This window comes from Mesorhizobium sp. M8A.F.Ca.ET.161.01.1.1 (assembly GCF_004792105.1).
GTDB lineage: Bacteria > Pseudomonadota > Alphaproteobacteria > Rhizobiales > Rhizobiaceae > Mesorhizobium.
Map to the genome: position 1 here is coordinate 418,054 of NZ_SRTD01000001.1, position 17,790 is coordinate 435,843.

Sequence of the window (17,790 nt, forward strand, 5' to 3'; positions counted from 1 at the left end):
AGCAATAGCGCTAAATGGACCGCAGAGTCTTATATGGTCGCCTTCGGCTCACTCTTCTGGCTCAACATGCTCTCCGCGGACAATAGCTTGCACGAACCGAAGCTTCATCAACAGCGACTGCATCTCTTTGATACCCAACCTTGTGGTGTTGTGTGAATTGTAGTCGGTCGATTCCGAAATCTCGATCTCACCCTGCTCGAAGAATTTCCCATAGTTCAGGTCGCGCAAATCTGGCGGAACCCGATAGTAGTTACCGAGGTCCTGGGCCGCCACTTTTTCCTCTCGGCTGAGCAGGACTTCGAATAGTTTCTCACCGTGTCTCGTACCTATTATCCTAATTGGATGGTCGGGAGCGCCCAGAAGCTCCGTAAGCGCTCTAGCCAGGGTCTCAATCGTGGCCGCCGGCGCCTTCTGCACGAAGATCTCACCGGGATTGCCATGCTGGAAAGCGTAGAGCACCAGGTCGACCGCGTCATCCAGTGTCATCATGAAACGCGTCATGGCAGCATCGGTGATGGTGATCGGCTGGCCCGCGCGAATTTGGTTGGTGAACAACGGGATCACCGAGCCGCGGGAGGCCATCACATTGCCGTATCGGGTAGCGCATATGGCGGTATTGTTGCTCAATCGCGACTTGGCGACGATGACCTTCTCCATCATCGCCTTGCTGATGCCCATTGCATTGATCGGATATACGGCCTTGTCTGTGCTCAGGCAGATCACACGCTCCACACCGGAGTTTATGGCCGCTTCCAAGGTGTTCTCAGTTCCCAGGACATTGGTTTTGACGGCCTCAAGCGGGTAGAATTCGCACGAAGGCACCTGTTTGAGTGCGGCAGCGTGATAAATGAAATTGGAGCCCCGCACGGCGTTGAGGACCGACTGGTAGTCGCGAACATCACCAATATAGAACTTAAGCTTTTGATTGTTGTATTTTTTCCGCATGTCGTCCTGCTTCTTCTCATCCCGGCTGAAGATGCGGATTTCAGCTAGGTCAGAATCCAGAAACCGCCGCAAAACAGCATTTCCGAAGGAGCCAGTACCGCCGGTTATGAGGAGGGTCTTGCCGGTGAACATCGAAAGTCCTTTTCTATTTCAATTGGCTGCAACGGAACGGAACATTTTGAGAGTGTCCGATCGCGCCTCGTCGGTTGCGGCGTAGCGGTTGGCGAATTCAAGCGCGGCTTTTTCGAGTGATCGCTGTTCTTCGGCATCCCTGTCCGCTGCACGCGCCAGTTGCTGTCGCCACACGTCAACGGAAACGAGGGGGATTACCGTGATTGCGCCGGTTGAAACGGCGCGCCAGGGTGTCCGATCGCTAACCAGCACGGGTGTGCCGGCGCGCAGAGCTTCAAAGATAACATGCCCGAAATTTTCCCCCAGAGTGGGGAATGCGAACAGATCATATGCAGCAAACGTCGCGGAAACCTCATGAGGCTCGAGCGCTCCACGGTATTCGACGGTGATGTGGGTTGGGAGGCGTTTGATGATGGTCTGGCAATTCCGCCAGTATGCAGGGTCCTCTACAGGGCCAAAAATGCTCAGCTTGATCTTGCGATCCACTCGGGAGAGAATCTCGAGGAGGCCTGTGAGATTCTTCATAGGTGAGATGCGCGATATGAAGGCAATGCTTAATTCGCCCGCCCTTTTTCGCTGACGTTTCAGGCGACTAAAGCTTTCACCTGCCGCGGACACCGGATCAGCCGCGAGATGGATTTTGCCCCGTGCATGGGGAAACTGCCGCTGAATATCTTCAGCTTCCAGTAGGGTCGAGGCGTGCCAGTGCACATCGCGATAAAGCCCAACTAGCTTGGCGCAGCTCAGATAAATTCTCTTTTTAAAGCTCTTTATCGAGAGCGCGCCTGCAGAGAATTCGCCACGTGGCGCGATGCAGACACTCGCGCCATTTCTCCAGACCAATCGCTGCTTGAGATAGATCGAAATTGATGATCGATAGCCAAAAAAGCTGTTCAGGTACAAAACGTCGAAGCTGTGAAGCTTCGCAGCTTTGGCCACGTGCCCGGCATTGAATTTTTTCGGGTCAGCATAATATATCAAACCGTTCGGCGAGCGCACCCACCTGTTGATACGGACTCCCGGATACGGCTCGTCGGAGCCCAAATCACGATCTCTTGTGAAAATCGAAAACTCAATGTTGCTGCGCAGGACTTCACACATGTTGGCAAGCGTACGAATTGGTCCGCCCGCCTTGAAGCCCGGCAAATAAAAATCGGCAACACAAAGGACTCTGATCTTGCTCATGTCCGCAAAAGAGCCGTTGTCGGCAAACTGCCGCCTTCAGATGTAAGCTGTAGACTTTGAAAGTTGCGCTTTAAGCTGCGCTCTTTATCGCTGCCAGACCGTGCAATAACCCGGCCTTTAGCAATTCTCGGTAGATATGCTCAGCAGCTTGAGCGGCTGGCACACGGTCCAGCATAAGATTGAGTGTTCCTGGCAACGTCGACAGCCAATAGGCACAGACGAAATCATGATTGTACTGATCGTCCCAGCCTATCGGCGAGGCCAGGCCGCCCGAGATTATACGGCGGAGGTTGGCGGAGTTTGCTATCGGGACGACGCCCTTGTGGAATTCATAAAACACACGGCCATACAGAAAAACGCGCTTTTTGAGCAGAAGCGCCTCGTAGCCAACAGTGCTGGTGAGGGTGATAACCCCTACAGACGATTTGATCAGCTCCTTTGTCGGCTCATGCGGCCCTAACAACCTGACATTCGGCAGAGACCGAATACGCCTGTAGAAATCGAGCGTGGGATATGCCCAGGCACTAATATGATCCTTGACATACAAGCGGGTGCCTTCAGGCAGACTGAAGGCAATGTTACGGATCACCTCATACTCGTCGAGGTAGGCTCCCGCGAGGATCGACGTAGAGGCTTCGGGATGGAAGTGCATCGGGTACAGAAGAAATCGTTCTCCCGCTACGGCCTTTTGATACATGCCGCGAACAGTGCCCGCTTTGAGACGTCGACGGACATTGCGCAGAAAGAGGCTTGTATGTGTGCGCAGGGGATTACCGATCTGGAACGAATTGGTCCGACTGTCGGAGACGTGGCGTAGGAGCGCCTTGATCTTGGCAAGACGGTCGCGCCTAAAGTACCGCTTGATCAAGGCGATACGTTCCAGGCCATTGATTTTCATGTAATCGGGAACGATCGTCTCGATGTTGGCGATGTAGTCCTTCACCCAGCGGTGAACATCTGGTTCCACCGTCTTGTAGCCACCTCGGATCGCTGCAAAATTTCTCTCAATAGAGTCATCCGCCAAGGGATCCCCAGAAACTGAAAACCGGCCTGGCAGCCGAGATGCCCCTAGACCAATATAAACGGCTCGCCGTTCCTGGGCTACGAACAGCGCGAAATGTGCAAACGTATTGGAAACATTCTCATATAGAACGAGTTCCGTCCCATGCTTTTCAAATATCCTCTCGAAAAATGTCAGTAACGCACTTTTTAGGCGGTCAAAAAAGTCGAGGTCTGCACTATTGCCCCAGATGCCATAGGCCTGCGCACGCTCGAAGTCCGACAGTAAGGCAGAGTTCAAATTATAGCCGGAATAGCGTTCTAGGATGTCGAAATCCACCTTATGGTTCGCAAAAAAGGATGAGAAGTCATAAACTGCGGCGAAACCCGCGGAATCCAGGCCGTTCTCCTTGCGAGAAAATGCGCTGTCTACCGCGACCGCCACGGTGGCTCCGTCGTTGCGGAACCGCGCCGCGAGCGCATTGAAAAAATGAAAGTATTTCGGCGCGCTGTTCGAGAGAAGCAGAATGTTCATTTTGCCTGCCAGCCAATCAGCTCAGCGCGCACTGCTGTCGGGGAATGAACGTCCTGAGTGACCTGACGGCCCAATACCGCTTCGAGATTTTTAGGCGCAAGGCCAAAGCCTGGTCGCACACTGCGTATGCTGTCTCGAGTGATGACATCACCTGCCTTCAGGTCCCGTACAAAGTAGAGCGACCGGCGGAACTTCACGTTCCCCTGCTCGCTCGATTTGCGTCCATAATCGACCTTGCCGAGCGCCTTCCAAGCCGTTTTCGTGCCGGCACACAATGCCGCCAGTTCGGCAGGCTCGAGTGAGAAGCTGTCGTCCGGACCGCCGCCGCCGCGGTTAAGGGTGAAGTGCTTTTCAATGATCGAAGCCCCCAAAGCCACACTGGCAATGGCGGTGGTGTTGTCCAGCGTATGATCAGAAAGGCCTGTGACCAGTCCGTAGCGCTCAATCATGTCGGGTATGGTCTGCAGATTATAATCATCGGCCGGTGCAGGGTAGCCGCTGACGCAGTGCAGAATTGCTAATTCGCTGCAGCCGCCCTCACGCGCTGCCTCTATCGCTTCGTGGATTTCCTCTGCATCCGCCATCCCGGTCGAGATGATCATCGGCTTGCCGGTGCTGGCCGCGTATTTGATTAACGCCCAATCAACAGCTTCGAAGGAGGCGATCTTATAAGCCGGCGCATTCAAGTCTTCCAGGAGATCAATCGCCGTGTTGTCGAAAGGCGAGCTGAAGATCGTAACGCCGAGTTCGCGGCCACGGTCGAAGAGGTGCTTGTGCCAGTCCCACGGCATATGCGCTTCTTCATAGAGATCATAGAGTGTGCGCCCGTCCCACAAGCCGCCGTCGATGCGGAACTCCTCCCCCTTGCAATCAAGCGTGATCGTATCGGGCTTATAGGTCTGCAGCTTGACGGCATCTGCCCCGGCCTTCTTGGCCTCCTCCACAAGGTGCAGGGCCGTTTCGATGCTGCCGTTATGATTGGCGGACAATTCGGCAATGACATAAGGGGGCTCACCCGGCCCGATCCGGCGCCCGGCGATCTGGATACAGCTCAACTGGGTTCTCCAACAGGTTTCATCGATTGATTCCAGTCGCTTCTGAGCAACCCGAAGCAGACGAGGGAGCGATAGGCCCCCTGGATCCGTTGTTGCTCCCGCAATACGCCTTCCCGAACAAAACCTAAGCGTTCGTGCAGCGCGATAGAGGCCGTGTTGAAATCCACTGCCTGGCCGCAAACCTTATGCAGGTTCAATTCGCCAAAGGCATATTTCAACGCCGCGAAACCGAGCATTTTCCCGGTTCCTCTCGCTGCGTTCGGGTCAACATAAAATCCCCAGTTCGACGCCCCGGCGTCAGCGACATTGTCGAATTGGACGAAGCCGATAGGTGCTTCTCTATCCACGACTATGAGCAACCGGCGTGTAGCCTCATTGGTCGACCGGGAAAACCAATTCCGGTGCTCCTCCAGGCCAATCTCGTGCTGGGTAAACATGAAACGACGAACGTCCCAATGATTTCGCCATGCGAGCACCATTGGCAGATCGTCAGCCACCATCGCCCGAACGATCGGGTCAGACATATTCTTCCACCATCCGGTCGGCGACCCGGCTAACGCCCTCTCCGTCTGTAATCGCAGCGGCTGCTTTGCTTAGGCCGAAGAGAAACTCACCGATCGTCCCTGACACGAAGCGCTCCTCCAGTACCGAAACGAGTTGCGAGGGACTCCCGACAGCGACGGCGGCGCCCGAGACCTGCAGGGCCGAGGCCACGGAATGTTGGTTGTCCGCGAGCGCAAAAACGAAGCTGGGCAAGCCCACGCAGCAGCGTTCCCAGGAAGTGCTTCCCGCCGCGCCGACAGCAAGGTCACTTTCGGCCATCAACCGCGCCATGTCGCTCACGCCAACCAGAACCTGAGTCGAGTGCCGCATTGATTCCGCACGGATCCGCACCGCGTCCTTCCACGGCGCTTGCGGCCCCATGACAACTGTGATCCGCAAAGTCGAAGGTAAGGTACCCTCGTCGAGCGCATCCAACACAAGGCCAGTGACATTTTGCTTGTCCACGCCACCCATAGTTAGGAGCAGATGTTCGAGTTTAGGTTGAACCCGACGAGCCAGACTCGCTGCGCGCAGCTCGGCAAACTCAGGCCGCAGTAGCGCATATTTGGGCCCGAGCAATGTGACGGCATCGGCGCCCAGGAGGCCGTCGTAGTCCTCTTTCGTGCGGCCAAGGCTCTGGTCGAGCAACAGATCGCAATCGTGGGGGCGATCAGCCAAGTCGTCGATCACCATCAGATATTGACAGGCAGAACGCAGCGCTTCCTCCCAGCGGCGGTCCAGCCCGTAATGATCCACGACCAGACAGTCCACAGCCCCAACGGCTCGGTGCGTCTCTTGGGCATCTGTTGCCCAGTCCGTACCCAGCCAGTACGCATGGGGTGGCGCCCCGTGCGTCAGCGTGGCGTCCGCAGGAGGCCTCGGCAGCGCAACGGTCCTGTGGCCACGCTCTGCTATCAAATCCATAAGATGGCCAATGTGTAGGCGGCAGATGAATAGGCATTCTGCCCCGCGCTCCCGCAGCGCGTCAGCCAGCGTGAGACAACGCATGACATGGCCGGTGCCAATCTCGATCGAGGCATCAGTTCGAAAGGCGATCTGCACGGGTTTTAATTACCGCAGAGCATCTTGGGTCATTCCGGTCCTGGTTCCGGGCTCAGGATCCGAAACATGCATTCCGCCCGCTCCCAGTCCTCGGGTGTGTCGATGTCTTGCACACGATGACGTGGCAACAACACTGGGACGCTGCCTTGCCCGAACACGGGCTTGTTTTTGAGCCAAGCCTCGGAGCGGCCCCAGTAGAATTGACCCGCATCGTGCCAGGCCTCCTCGAGGTCTTGCGAGCGGGTCCCAAGATGCTCCGGTTGGAACATCGCCACGCGTTGGCCGCCGGTGATGCGCAACGCCCTTTGGATCGGAAAGGCGTAACTCGTAACCGAGAAGGCGAAGTCGGCTTCCGTCGACCGAAGCATGTCCAAACCTTGTCGCAGATCGCTCGCCCGTACAAATGGCGCGGTGGCGTAGAGGCAACAGACCTCTTTGGCAGCAGCCCCCTCCATTGCGAACCATCGGATGGCATGCGCCACGACGGGAACGGTTCCTGTGTGGTCGTCAGAAAGTTCGCCCGGGCGCAGGAAAGGCGCTTCGGCCCCGTATTCTTTTGCCACTTCGGCGATCTCAGCATCGTCCGTGCTGACGATGATACGGTCGAAACAGCCGCTTTGTACGGCCGCGCGGATCGACCATGCGATTATCGGCAGCCCACCAAAGGTGCGGATATTCTTGCGCGGGATGCGTTTCGATCCCCCTCGCGCCGGGATTACAGCGAGCCTCACAGCCCCATGGCCTCGCGTAGCACCTTAACCACGAAGTCCTGGTCCGCGTCGGTCAATGCAGGGTGCATGGGGATACTGATGGCCTCTCGGTAGTAGCGCTCAGCCTCTGGGTAGTCGCCGTTTCGGAAGCCCATCATCTGGTAATAGGGTTGGGTGTGCACCGGGATGTAATGCAGATTGACCATGATGTCCTTGGCGCGCAGTGCCTCGAAAACCTCCAGATGCGACGCGCCTATGTTCTCCAGCTGCAGCCGGATCACATACAAATGATATGCGGAATAGCTGTCTGGGTGTTGCCATGGCAGCGTCAGCGGCAGATTGGCCAGGAGCGTGCTATAGCGGTCGGCGATCGCATGGCGCCTCTTCACGTACTGGGTCAGGCGAGCAACTTGACTCACGCCTAACGCAGCTTGCATGTCCGTCATGCGGTAGTTGTAGCCAAGAGCCACCTGTTGATAATACCAGGGGCCGTCCATTGGCTGCGTCATGAGCGAAGCCTCTCGCGTGATGCCGTGGCTTCGCAACAGGCCCAAACGTGTTGCCAGTTCATCGTCGTTGGTTAACGCCATCCCGCCTTCAGCGGTTGTGACGATTTTGACCGGATGAAAACTGAACACCGCAATGTCGCTGTATCGCCCGTTTCCAACCGGCTCCCCCTTGTAGCGAGCGCCGATAGCGTGCGAGGCATCTTCGATGATCTTGAAGCCGTATTTTTTACCCAGGTCGTGAATGGCTTCCAGGTCGCATGGCTGGCCTGTGTGATGTACCGGCACCACAATCTTGGGCAGACGGCCAACCTTTTCGGCTTCAATGAGCTTTTCCTCCAGAGCCCTGGGGCAGAGGTTATAAGTGCGCGGGTCGACGTCCACGAAGCTCACTTGAGCGCCACAATAAAGCGCGCAATTCGCCGAGGCCACGAAGGTGTTCGGTGTTGTCCAGAGAAGGTCGCCTGGCCCGAGCCCCAGCGCCAGACAAGCAATGTGGAGTGCTGAGGTGGCGCTGTTGACGGCCACCGCATGACGGGCTCCCGTGTGCGCAAGCACACTCTGCTCAAATTTCGGAATATTGGGACCTTGGGTTAGATTGACTGATTTAAGAACATCCACAACGGCATCGATGTCAGCCTGCGTGATATCTTGTTGGCCATAGCGGATCATAGGTGACGACCGTATTTGAGCATTGCTAAACCGTTGATTTTAGCGCGATCTGTTTCTGTCGAGCTGGCCGTAGGCGATCGCTTTCCAGATGAGGATCAGCGTGAACGAGATCGTCATTCCAATGGGAACGGCCAGTTCGGCGTGGGTTTTGCCGAGCCACCAAGTGGATCCGATAAATACCGGCAATGCGGCGATGTGACTGTAGATGATGGGCCTGTCGCACCCGCGGGCATAGAGAGCATAGTGAGGCACCATACCCACAGCGTTGACGATCGCTGCAACTGCAACCCATGGATACAAATCAAGCGCGTCCAGATAGACTGTCTTGCCCACCCAACCGAGCAGGTAAGGCAACGCCACCCAACTGACACATCCAAAGGCAACAGAAACAGCTAACGTCTGGAAAAACATCTGCCGAACCGTCGTGCGGGCAAGCTCGTACTCGCGCTTGTGGCTATGGCTGATCAATGCTGGGTAGCTGAACGAAAACACCCCCGCATCTAGAAAGACCATCAGCGTTCCTGCGACGCCAAGGAACAACACATAAGCACCCACCGCTTCTATTCCGCCAAGATCCTCCATCCAATATCGATCGGCGGTCTGGATGCCACGCAAGGCGAGAGTTGAAACCAGGAACGCCGCGCTGACCGAGATCCCTTTTCGAACCCAGCGCCAATCGACTGGCCTTGACCAGCCGCCTATCGGAAGTTGCCTGACTCTCCAAACACCCAATGCTGCCGCAGCTAAGCCCGAGCACGCCCAAAGGGCCATGATCACGTCCAGATTCCGGCTTCCTGGAAATCCGATCATCACGACCACGGCCGCGATTGCCCAACTGCCCTGCCGCACGAACAGGGTTACGCTCGCGGCGACCTGATCCGACAACACGATGAGAAGACGCGAGACCTCCTGGTTGAAATGCTCCAGTGCCAGAATTGGAACGAACCACCATAGCAGCGAGGCTGACCAGCCCTCGCCCTTCAAGATCAAGACAACCGGAGGCAGGACAAACACGTAAAGAAGGCCGCACAAAGCCAATTGGCCTTTCAGCATAGCCCCTCGCTGATCGTCAGAGACTTGCAGGATCTCGCGCGAAGCGAAGATATAGAAGTCAAGGCCAACCAAATAGAGGCCGTAGATGACCGTGGCGGTGAAAAGGCCGTAATATCCGACCGATTTCGGATCCACGTACCTGGCCAGGAAAAATACGAACAGAAATCGTGTAAACAGAGTGCCGAACCGCAGACCGATATTCAGCAGGCGGACCGCCCCGGCAACAAAACGCTCATTACCCTGCGCAATGGATGCGGACGCAATCCTCAATGCCCAGCCTCGGCGTGAGCTTGTAATCTCGCTCATTTAACGAGCGCCAAAGCCAGTGAGGACAGTTCTCACTGTACGGAACACAATTAGCAGGTCCAACCACGGCGAAAAGTTCTTGATATAGTAAAAATCGTAGTGAAGTTTCTCTAATACCTCCCCAACTGCCGCAACATGCCCTTGGTTAACCTGCGCCCACCCGGTGATGCCAGGCCGTACAATGTGCCGATACCGATAGAACGGCAATTCGGCTTCGTACCAGCGGGAGAGAACGAGGGCCTCGGGTCGAGGTCCTATCCAGCTCATTTCTCCGCGCAGGATATTGACCAACTGAGGCAGTTCGTCGATCCTCGATTTCCTCAAAAACCTACCCAATCCTGTGATGCGCGCGTCACCGGTTTTTGTAATTGCCTGTTCCTTTTCGTCAGCAACGTGAGAACTTGTTCTCATCGTTCTAAATTTGTAGACCTGATAGACCTTTCCTCGATAACCCATCCGTTGCTGCCTAAACAGCGCAGGACCTGGTGAGTCCAATCGAATTAGGGCGGCGACCAAGAGGAGCGCTGGCGACAGGAGAATCAATATTGCTAGCGCCGCAATCCAATCGATCGCTTGCTTGACTTTCAAATAGGCTTGATTGGGATTGATCGAGCCGAGGGTGTTCTCGGAAAGGTGCTCGATCTCGACGCGGCCTGTGAGGGACTCGCTGATCTGTTTTGTATGATAGACCGGCGTACCAGAAAGCGCACGATCGGCGATATATCGTTCCCATTCGTTTGAAAGATCGGCCCGAAGGTCCGCGACCACACCGCTCGCATGTTCTACGATTTCGTTAGACGAACGAATCCAGTGCCAACTCACGCCCGGTATGTTTTCGAGGCGATCGACATTGCCGCCAGGGATGACAGCCAACTGGTATGGATCCAGTCGTCGGGTCGCAACGCTCAAGGCAAAGTACCAAAACGTCGACTGCACAAAGCTGGCGGCCACCTGAAACCGGCTATAATCGATGCGCAGAAAGAAAATGGTCAGGAACACGAGGCCGTAAGCTAAAGCGAAGGTAGGCAAGATGTATCCTGCCGCAGCTACTCCCGGGAAGGTCCCAATTCTCCGGTAGAGCAAATATCCCGTTAGGTGTGCGATGACCACCGCAACAATCGTGATCTGCATGTTGGACGAGTAGATCACCCCAGGATCAACAGAGCTGCGGATAAGGGCCGGAATCAGAACTGCAAATGCCAGACCCCCTGCAAGCTGGAAACGCATTTGCAAAAGAAGGTGCCTTTGATTTGGCAAGTTGATGACGCGAACATTCATGTTCATGGTTGCTATCCGGCTATTTTGGCGTGTCTGCTGTCACGCGGCAATAACGACGCCTTTGAGGTCGCTGTTTTGGACAGAGCCGATGACGAGCGCTGCCAGGCCGACCTTTGGGTCGACAAGTCTTTGGACATCGTGTGATCTGGACAGAATAGAACAGGTTGTGGCGGTCGCCGGCGCCAACGGTGCCGCATTTTGCCCGACAGTGCTATGAGCGGCACAAATGTTTTACTTAGGCGCGCAACTCGCCCCAGTGGCGCGCAAAGTCCCACAGCAACTGTGCCAGGTCACGGCTACCGCACTCCCGGGTGAAACCGGAATTCTTCATGCGTAACAAGGTGGACGCGCAATCGAGCAATAATGCGCTTAGATCACGCTATTGCGACAAGACTGTTCGATTCGAGTTGAATAGGAATTTCGCCGTTCATGATCGCGACTAACACCCTGGCCCGTCCTGTCGAATCAAGTCGGTCAAGGCGACCTATCAGCTCGGCGAAAGGGCCTGATAGAATTCGAACCGAGGATCCCAGCTTGAGACCGCCACTGAAATCGAGCAGACCGTCCTTGCCAGTCAACGCGATGAACCGCTCGACCAAGCCGGAAGGAACTGGCGAGGGTCTATCCCCCCGCATGATCAACGAGCGAACGCCGATAGTTGCGTTCACTGCGCGCCAGCGTTGCTGTGTTACGTCCAAAGCAACAAACATATACCCCGGGAAATACGCTGCTGTGCGTGTGTAAGTCCGCCGGGCATGACGAACAGTTTTTACCGCGCGCGGCACGAACGACGTAAATCCCTGCCTTTGAAGATGTTGTTCCGCGACATTTTCTCTGCCAGCAAACACGCCGGCTGCATACCAACGCACACCAACGGGCGCGGCGACGGAGTCCTGCAACGCTCCGTCTCTTGTGACATGGAATCCCGGCTTAGTCATAGCGGCACTTTCGGTTTACCTTATGCGCCGAGCAAGTGATTCATATTGCGTTGATCTAACTCCAATGGAAATATTTTTTCCAAGGTGTTTCGCGCGCATGAAGCTGTACGATACTTACTAGCGCAGGAGTGTGAATGACGCGTCACTAATATAGCTCCTGATCGCCTCGCCCGACTTTTACACAGCGCATACGTTACTCACGGCGCATGCCGTGCGTTTGCACTTTGCTTAATGATTTCATTGGTATGTAAGGTTGTGTGGCCTGCAGGTCCGTTGTGTCCAGGTTGCGGACCCATATGATGCTTGCCGGCGAAAAGCAAGCCGTGAGTTGGACTGCCGCGATCGGTATAATCGATTAAATATCATGCTCATTGGTCCAGACGGGAGGCGGAATGGCGGTGAATTTCACCCGGTGCAGATGCTTTGACGTTTCCACAAACCCTTGGCTCTGCATAATTAATTAACCGCAGTTGTTTGGGCATTGCCGCCGTCCGTGGCCAAATGACGCGGCCTGTTTTTGCTGTTCTTCGGTTGGGCCAGATGGACGGGGCGAGGCTCGGACTAAACAGCATCTTGGCGTGGCTCGTCGGCCACGCTTGTGTTCTTGTCTTTGCGTAATTGGGAACTGGCGCGCCGTCGTCACGCAGCTGTCAGAGTGGCGACTTAGTGAGTTCTGTCGCTTTGAGATCGGCATTGCTGGTGTAGCTACGTAATGAGATTATTACTGTTGCGTTTGGCACTGTGGTTGAACAGTTGGCCCATTCGCGTTGCTAGTATGCTTGGATGTTGATGCTTTGAGCTGCGGCTTGCTTTCGGTAGTGTTGTGAAGTAGTTCAGGCTGGCGTATTGATCCCTGGGAGAACTGTCAACATGTGTGGCATCGTTGGAATTGTTGGGCAATCGCAGGTCGCGCCGCTCATTGTCGATGCCCTGAAGCGACTGGAATATCGCGGCTACGACTCTGCCGGCGTCGCCACCATCGAGGAGGGCGAACTCGGACGTCGCCGCGCCGAAGGCAAGCTCGTCAATCTCGAACGCCGACTGCAGGAAGAGCCGCTCGAGGGCACGATCGGCATCGGCCACACGCGCTGGGCCACCCATGGCATGCCGAACGAGATCAACGCGCATCCGCATTTTTCCGACGGCGTCGCCATCGTCCACAACGGCATTATCGAGAATTTCGCCGAGCTGCGCGACGAATTGACCTGCGACGGCTATGGCTTTTCCTCGCAGACCGACACTGAGGTCGTGGCGCATCTGGTGGCGCGCGAGCTTGCCAGGGGGCTGAAGCCGGTGGAGGCCGCGCATGCGGCGCTTAAGCGGCTGTCTGGCGCGTTCGCGCTGGCGATCATGTTCAAGGGCGACGAGGACCTGATCGTCGGCGCCCGCAACGGTCCGCCATTGGCCGTCGGCCACGGCGACGGCGAAATGTTTTTGGGCTCGGACGCGATCGCGCTGGCGCCCTTCACCAACTCGATCACCTATCTCGAGGATGGCGACTGGGCGGTGGTTCGCCGCAACGGCGTCGCGATCTACGACATCGACGGCAACAAGGTCGACCGCAAGCGCCAGCAGTCGCTGTCGACCAGCTTCATGGTCGACAAGGGCAACCGCCGGCATTTCATGGAAAAGGAAATCCATGAGCAGCCGGAGGTGATCTCGCACACGCTGGCGCATTATGTGGATTTCGTTTCCGGCAAGTCGAAGCCGCTCGACCTGCCGTTCGACTTCGCCAGGATCGGCCGGCTGGCGCTTTCGGCCTGCGGCACCGCCTATCTCGCCGGGCTGATCTCGAAATACTGGTTCGAGCGCTATGCGCGGCTGCCGGTCGATATCGATGTCGCCTCGGAATTCCGCTATCGCGAGATGCCGCTTTCGGCGGACGACGCGGCCTTCTTCATCTCGCAGTCGGGCGAGACCGCCGACACGCTGGCTTCGCTGCGCTATTGCCGCCAGGCCGGCATGAAGATCGGCGCGGTGGTCAATGTGCGTGAATCGACCATGGCGCGCGAATCCGACGTCGTGCTGCCGACGCTGGCCGGGCCGGAGATCGGCGTCGCCTCGACCAAGGCTTTTACATGCCAGCTGTCTGTCTTGGCTGCGCTCGCCATCCGGGCCGGCGTGGCGCGCGGCACCATCTCGCCCGATGAGGAAAAGCGGCTGGTGCGCGAGCTTTCCGAAGCGCCGCGTTTCGCCACCCAGGTGCTGGAGCTCGCAGAGCAGATCGAAGGCATCTCGCGCGAGCTGTCGCACCACAAGGACGTGCTCTATCTCGGCCGCGACACCAATTTCCCGCTGGCCATGGAAGGCGCGCTGAAGCTCAAGGAGATCTCCTACATCCACGCCGAAGGCTATGCCGGCGGCGAGCTGAAACACGGGCCGATCGCGTTGATCCATGAGGACATGCCGGTGATCGTGATCGCGCCGCATGACCGGATCTTCGAGAAGACGGTGTCGAACATGCAGGAAGTGGCGGCGCGCGGCGGCAAGATCATCCTCATCACCGACGCCAAGGGCGCTACGCAGGCAGGCATCAAGACCATGGAGACGATCATCCTGCCCGAGGTGCCGGAGATCATTGCGCCCATCATCTACGCGCTGCCGATCCAGATGCTGGCCTATTTTACCGCTGCGGCCATGGGCACCGACGTCGACCAGCCGCGCAATCTGGCAAAATCGGTGACCGTGGAGTAGGGATCTGAGGGCAAGCACATGTATTTTCCACGATTTTTGGTATTCTCCGCATGCGCGCTGATGCTTCTTCTGGCTTTGGCCTTCATTGCGACCTGGTCGGTTTTGTATTCGGTAATTTTGGCCACCCTTGCGGCTCTCGCGTTGCAGGTCGGATACTTTGTGGCTGTTATATACCTTGTCATTCGCGGCGATCCGGCTAAGCGGGAACAATCATCTGTAACTGACGAACGCGCGTTAACGTTTCGGCCCAGACGGAATCGGAGCTCCGTTAAATGCGCAAGGATGTGAAGCCCCGCGGTCGTATATGATGACGTCAATGTTCGTCAGGTCGCGGATTGCCAATCGAAGCCAGGCCGGCATCCAGATCGGCGCGGTCGTCAATATGCGGGATTCGACCATGGCGCGGATCCGATGTCGTGCTGCCCACTCTCGACCAAACCCTTTACGTGTCAGCTGCCGGTGGCGGCTTCGCTCGCGTGCGGGAAGGTGCCCACTTTTGCCAAAAAGAACGCAACTTGGCGTTCTAAGATCTCTGCGCAATGAGCATTGACTTCCTCCATGAGGAAAAGAAGGCACCTAGGCTGCGCCATGTTGAAGGCGGATGGACAATGGCTTTGCGTATCAGAATGCCGGGCGGCACGCTCAAGGTGAAGACCTATCGCGAATTGCGAGACAGCGAACGGGACCGACGCGTGCCAGTATGGAAGTTGGGGGCGTTCTACGTGATCTGGTCGTCAGGCAAGCACGTGACCCGCAACAACAATCATTCAAAACCTTGATACGCACGGCCTGAGCTCGGCCGAAAGTTCCGAACATGCCTTGCGAATGGACCTGCCTGAGCATCAGCCACGCGGCATTGCCCCATGCCAATTAGCGCTGCTCTTAGCTGGCACGGCAGCGACGGGGTCCACTGCTCGGGACGTTCAGTCGTGCCTCTCCACGGCGTGCGGAAGGTCATACGCTTACGTATCAGAGGGATATGCCGTCCCGCCCGATCGGGAGCGACCCACTTTCATCGCTTGTGCTTGTATCACTTGTTGCCGCCCCTTTGAACGCGCCGAAATAAATAAGCCCCGCTACGGCTGCAAAATATCCCAGCTGGAGAATGATGGCGATGAGCACCGTCCAACCTGTCGTTCGCCAGATTGAACCGGTTGCATGGTAAACCCACCCCGCGACGACCAGCATAGTGGTCGTCGCGCCAACAAGAAACCTTGGAAAATACATGCCCCAACCCGCGATTCCGGTAGGTTCTGCGCCCAGCAGTCCATCCGCACTTAGATATCCATGTTTCGCGCGCACTTGCAAGAAAGATTGAGGGTTTATCCGACTTTGGCCGAAGAAGTTTGGCTTGGCCTTAACTTTGTCAATGCTGCATGTCCCACAGCTCCAAGCGTTCTTTCGAAGAGCCTGGTTCCGGTCTTCAACAGGCGTCTCGTCTTTCCGTGACCGGCGGCGGGGATTGGCCGGCGCGTCCTGGTCTACCTGTCTATAAAGGCCGTTCAATATGGGACTGGCAACCTTCGGTTACATGAAAGTTACATGAGAGGAACCGACGAGACTGAATACCATGCCATCCATTTGAAAAACTTGGCGCACCCGGCGCGATTCGAACGCACGACCCCTTCCTTCGGAGTGCCCCAAGGGTGAAATTACCGAAATATCGAAATATGTAATCATTTGTTATTCCATCATTTTATGACAGTCGATACCAATCATTACTTCCATTTTCATGTAACATTTGCTATAAATCGGTTACATGGAAGTTACATGAAATGCCCAAGATATTTTTGACTGACGACATTGTTTTTGAAGCGAATTGCCCGACTGACAAGGACCAGGAGCTTTATTGGGATTACGCGGTGGCAGCCAACGGCCAGATTCGAAACGGGTCGGTTGCCGGGCTTGGCCTCCGTGTTACCGGTCTAGGCCACAAGTCCTTCGTCCACTCCTACCAATTCAATGGCAAGCGCTGCCGAAAAGTTCTGGGCTCCACCACCACCATGAGCGTCGCCGCCGCCCGGCTGGCAGTTGTTGAACGAGACCAGCAGTTGAAGGCCGGAAAAGATCCCGACCTGGATCGGATCGACACGCGCCGCAAGCACTTCCTTACTGTGCGCGAGGCCATCGACCAATATTGGGGAAGCCATGTCAGCGGTCTGTCCGCTGGCTACCGCTACAACTTCGCGATCTTCGTGGCTCACTGGCTACGGCCGGCGCCGAAGGAGGCCACTCGCCGCGGATATAACAGCAAGCGGCTTTATAAGGACTTCGGAGCAATGTTTGCCGATCGGCCGCTTACAGCCATCAAGCCTATCCATATCGAGGAATTTCAGCGGCAGTTCACCTCTCCTTACGTCTTTAACAGCGCTCTACGCCATGTTCTGGCCCTCTACAACTGGGCCATCCGGATGCAACTGGTCGACATGCGCAATCCGTGCAGCCCCATCCGCGCTCGCAAGCTGATCCGGCGCCGGCGCGACTATAGCACCCAGCAAATCCAGCAGATTGCCCGAGCCATCTTCTTTCCGGTGATGGATGCTCCGCCACAGATCGATCACCTGACCGGCTTCGCAAAGCGGGACATGGCACTGGCCCGAGGGCAAGTTCTTACCGCCAACGACCAGATGCAGGAACTCTGCAACTACATGGGCATCCTCTTCCTGACCATGGCCCGCCCCAGCGACCTCAACAAGGCCGAGTTTGACCATTTCGACCTGGAGAAGCTGATCTGGCATAAGCACAACACCAAGGGTATCCAACTGTCGCGCTCGCTCTACGAATACGCCTACCGTTCGGTGCCGATCCATTCCCGGGTTGCCGACATGGTGCAGGCTCAGCGCCTGCGCTGGCCGGAGAGCAAGCTGCTGTTCCCGTCACATACCGACCAGACCCAGCCACGTGACAATTTTCGCAAGGGGCTCGAGCGGTTCAAGGCCCTCCCGGGCGTGCCCGCGTATTTCCAGCTCTACGATCTCAAGCGGATCGCCATTTCGCTAATGCTGACTGGCCAAGGCGTCTCGCACGAAGCCATCTCTCATTACGTCGACCATAAGGGAAATCTCGAAACGACCATGATCTATGACCTCGGCCTGGTCGATCCTCTGCGCCCGGTCACTGAAAGGCTTGGCGTGCTCCTCGGCATCTAGTGCTTGACGTCATTCTTGGGCTGTGGCG

At 56.5% G+C, this 17,790-nt stretch carries 14 protein-coding genes; 3 read left to right on the forward strand and 11 right to left on the reverse strand.

Translation table 11 applies throughout. The features are described 5' to 3' along the window. Positions 1-48 precede the first annotated feature (48 nt). The 11 genes from EN804_RS02115 to EN804_RS02165 all read right to left on the reverse strand — a co-directional run bounded on the left by EN804_RS02115 (position 49) and on the right by EN804_RS02165 (position 11,880). A complete protein-coding gene (locus EN804_RS02115; RefSeq protein WP_127229668.1) occupies positions 49-1,077 on the reverse strand; it encodes a polysaccharide biosynthesis protein in 1,029 nt (342 codons plus the stop codon). 18 nt (positions 1,078-1,095) lie between these two features. After that, positions 1,096-2,262 (reverse strand): glycosyltransferase family 4 protein, encoded by a 1,167-nt coding sequence (locus tag EN804_RS02120; protein WP_135918597.1) that lies wholly within the window; start codon positions 2,260-2,262, stop codon positions 1,096-1,098. Positions 2,263-2,332: 70 nt separating this feature from the next. Beyond that, positions 2,333-3,796: a hypothetical protein gene (locus tag EN804_RS02125; RefSeq protein WP_135918598.1), complete on the reverse strand. Its 1,464-nt coding sequence runs from the start codon at positions 3,794-3,796 to the stop codon at positions 2,333-2,335. After that, positions 3,793-4,851, reverse strand: coding sequence for a pseudaminic acid synthase (gene pseI / locus EN804_RS02130; RefSeq protein WP_135886379.1), 1,059 nt, complete (start codon positions 4,849-4,851; stop codon positions 3,793-3,795). The genes EN804_RS02125 and pseI overlap by 4 nt, the downstream gene beginning before the upstream one ends. Further along, the gene (gene pseH / locus EN804_RS02135) at positions 4,848-5,375 is read right to left on the reverse strand and encodes a UDP-4-amino-4,6-dideoxy-N-acetyl-beta-L-altrosamine N-acetyltransferase (RefSeq protein WP_210237356.1); all 528 of its coding nucleotides are present in this window, start codon (positions 5,373-5,375) and stop codon (positions 4,848-4,850) included. Before pseH ends, pseI begins: the two co-directional genes overlap by 4 nt. Next, positions 5,368-6,456, reverse strand: a complete 1,089-nt coding sequence (gene pseG, locus EN804_RS02140; RefSeq protein WP_135886378.1) for a UDP-2,4-diacetamido-2,4,6-trideoxy-beta-L-altropyranose hydrolase — start codon at positions 6,454-6,456, stop codon at positions 5,368-5,370. The genes pseH and pseG overlap by 8 nt, the downstream gene beginning before the upstream one ends. Positions 6,457-6,485: 29 nt before the next feature. Continuing rightward, positions 6,486-7,187, reverse strand: a complete 702-nt coding sequence (gene pseF / locus EN804_RS02145; protein WP_135886377.1) for a pseudaminic acid cytidylyltransferase — start codon at positions 7,185-7,187, stop codon at positions 6,486-6,488. After that, positions 7,184-8,344 carry a UDP-4-amino-4,6-dideoxy-N-acetyl-beta-L-altrosamine transaminase gene (pseC, locus tag EN804_RS02150; protein WP_135914730.1) on the reverse strand — a complete coding sequence of 387 codons (1,161 nt, stop codon included), beginning with the start codon at positions 8,342-8,344 and terminating at the stop codon, positions 7,184-7,186. Before pseC ends, pseF begins: the two co-directional genes overlap by 4 nt. Positions 8,345-8,383: 39 nt before the next feature. Beyond that, complete coding sequence (locus tag EN804_RS02155) at positions 8,384-9,703, reverse strand: hypothetical protein (protein WP_126089440.1); 1,320 nt, start codon at positions 9,701-9,703, stop codon at positions 8,384-8,386. Further along, positions 9,704-10,987, reverse strand: coding sequence for a sugar transferase (locus tag EN804_RS02160; RefSeq protein WP_246693342.1), 1,284 nt, complete (start codon positions 10,985-10,987; stop codon positions 9,704-9,706). A 368-nt stretch (positions 10,988-11,355) separates the two neighbouring features. Beyond that, the gene (locus tag EN804_RS02165; RefSeq protein WP_167511990.1) at positions 11,356-11,880 is read right to left on the reverse strand and encodes a transcription termination/antitermination NusG family protein; all 525 of its coding nucleotides are present in this window, start codon (positions 11,878-11,880) and stop codon (positions 11,356-11,358) included. 909 nt (positions 11,881-12,789) lie between these two features. Here EN804_RS02165 and glmS point away from each other — a divergent pair. From glmS to EN804_RS02185, 3 genes are all read left to right on the forward strand, one after another. Then, complete coding sequence (glmS, locus tag EN804_RS02170) at positions 12,790-14,613, forward strand: glutamine--fructose-6-phosphate transaminase (isomerizing) (RefSeq protein ID WP_135918599.1); 1,824 nt, start codon at positions 12,790-12,792, stop codon at positions 14,611-14,613. Between the two features lie 539 nt (positions 14,614-15,152). Beyond that, positions 15,153-15,392, forward strand: coding sequence for a hypothetical protein (locus EN804_RS02175; protein ID WP_127229659.1), 240 nt, complete (start codon positions 15,153-15,155; stop codon positions 15,390-15,392). A 996-nt stretch (positions 15,393-16,388) separates the two neighbouring features. Then, positions 16,389-17,762, forward strand: coding sequence for an integrase family protein (locus tag EN804_RS02185; protein WP_135918600.1), 1,374 nt, complete (start codon positions 16,389-16,391; stop codon positions 17,760-17,762). The last annotated feature ends 28 nt before the right edge of the window (positions 17,763-17,790 follow it).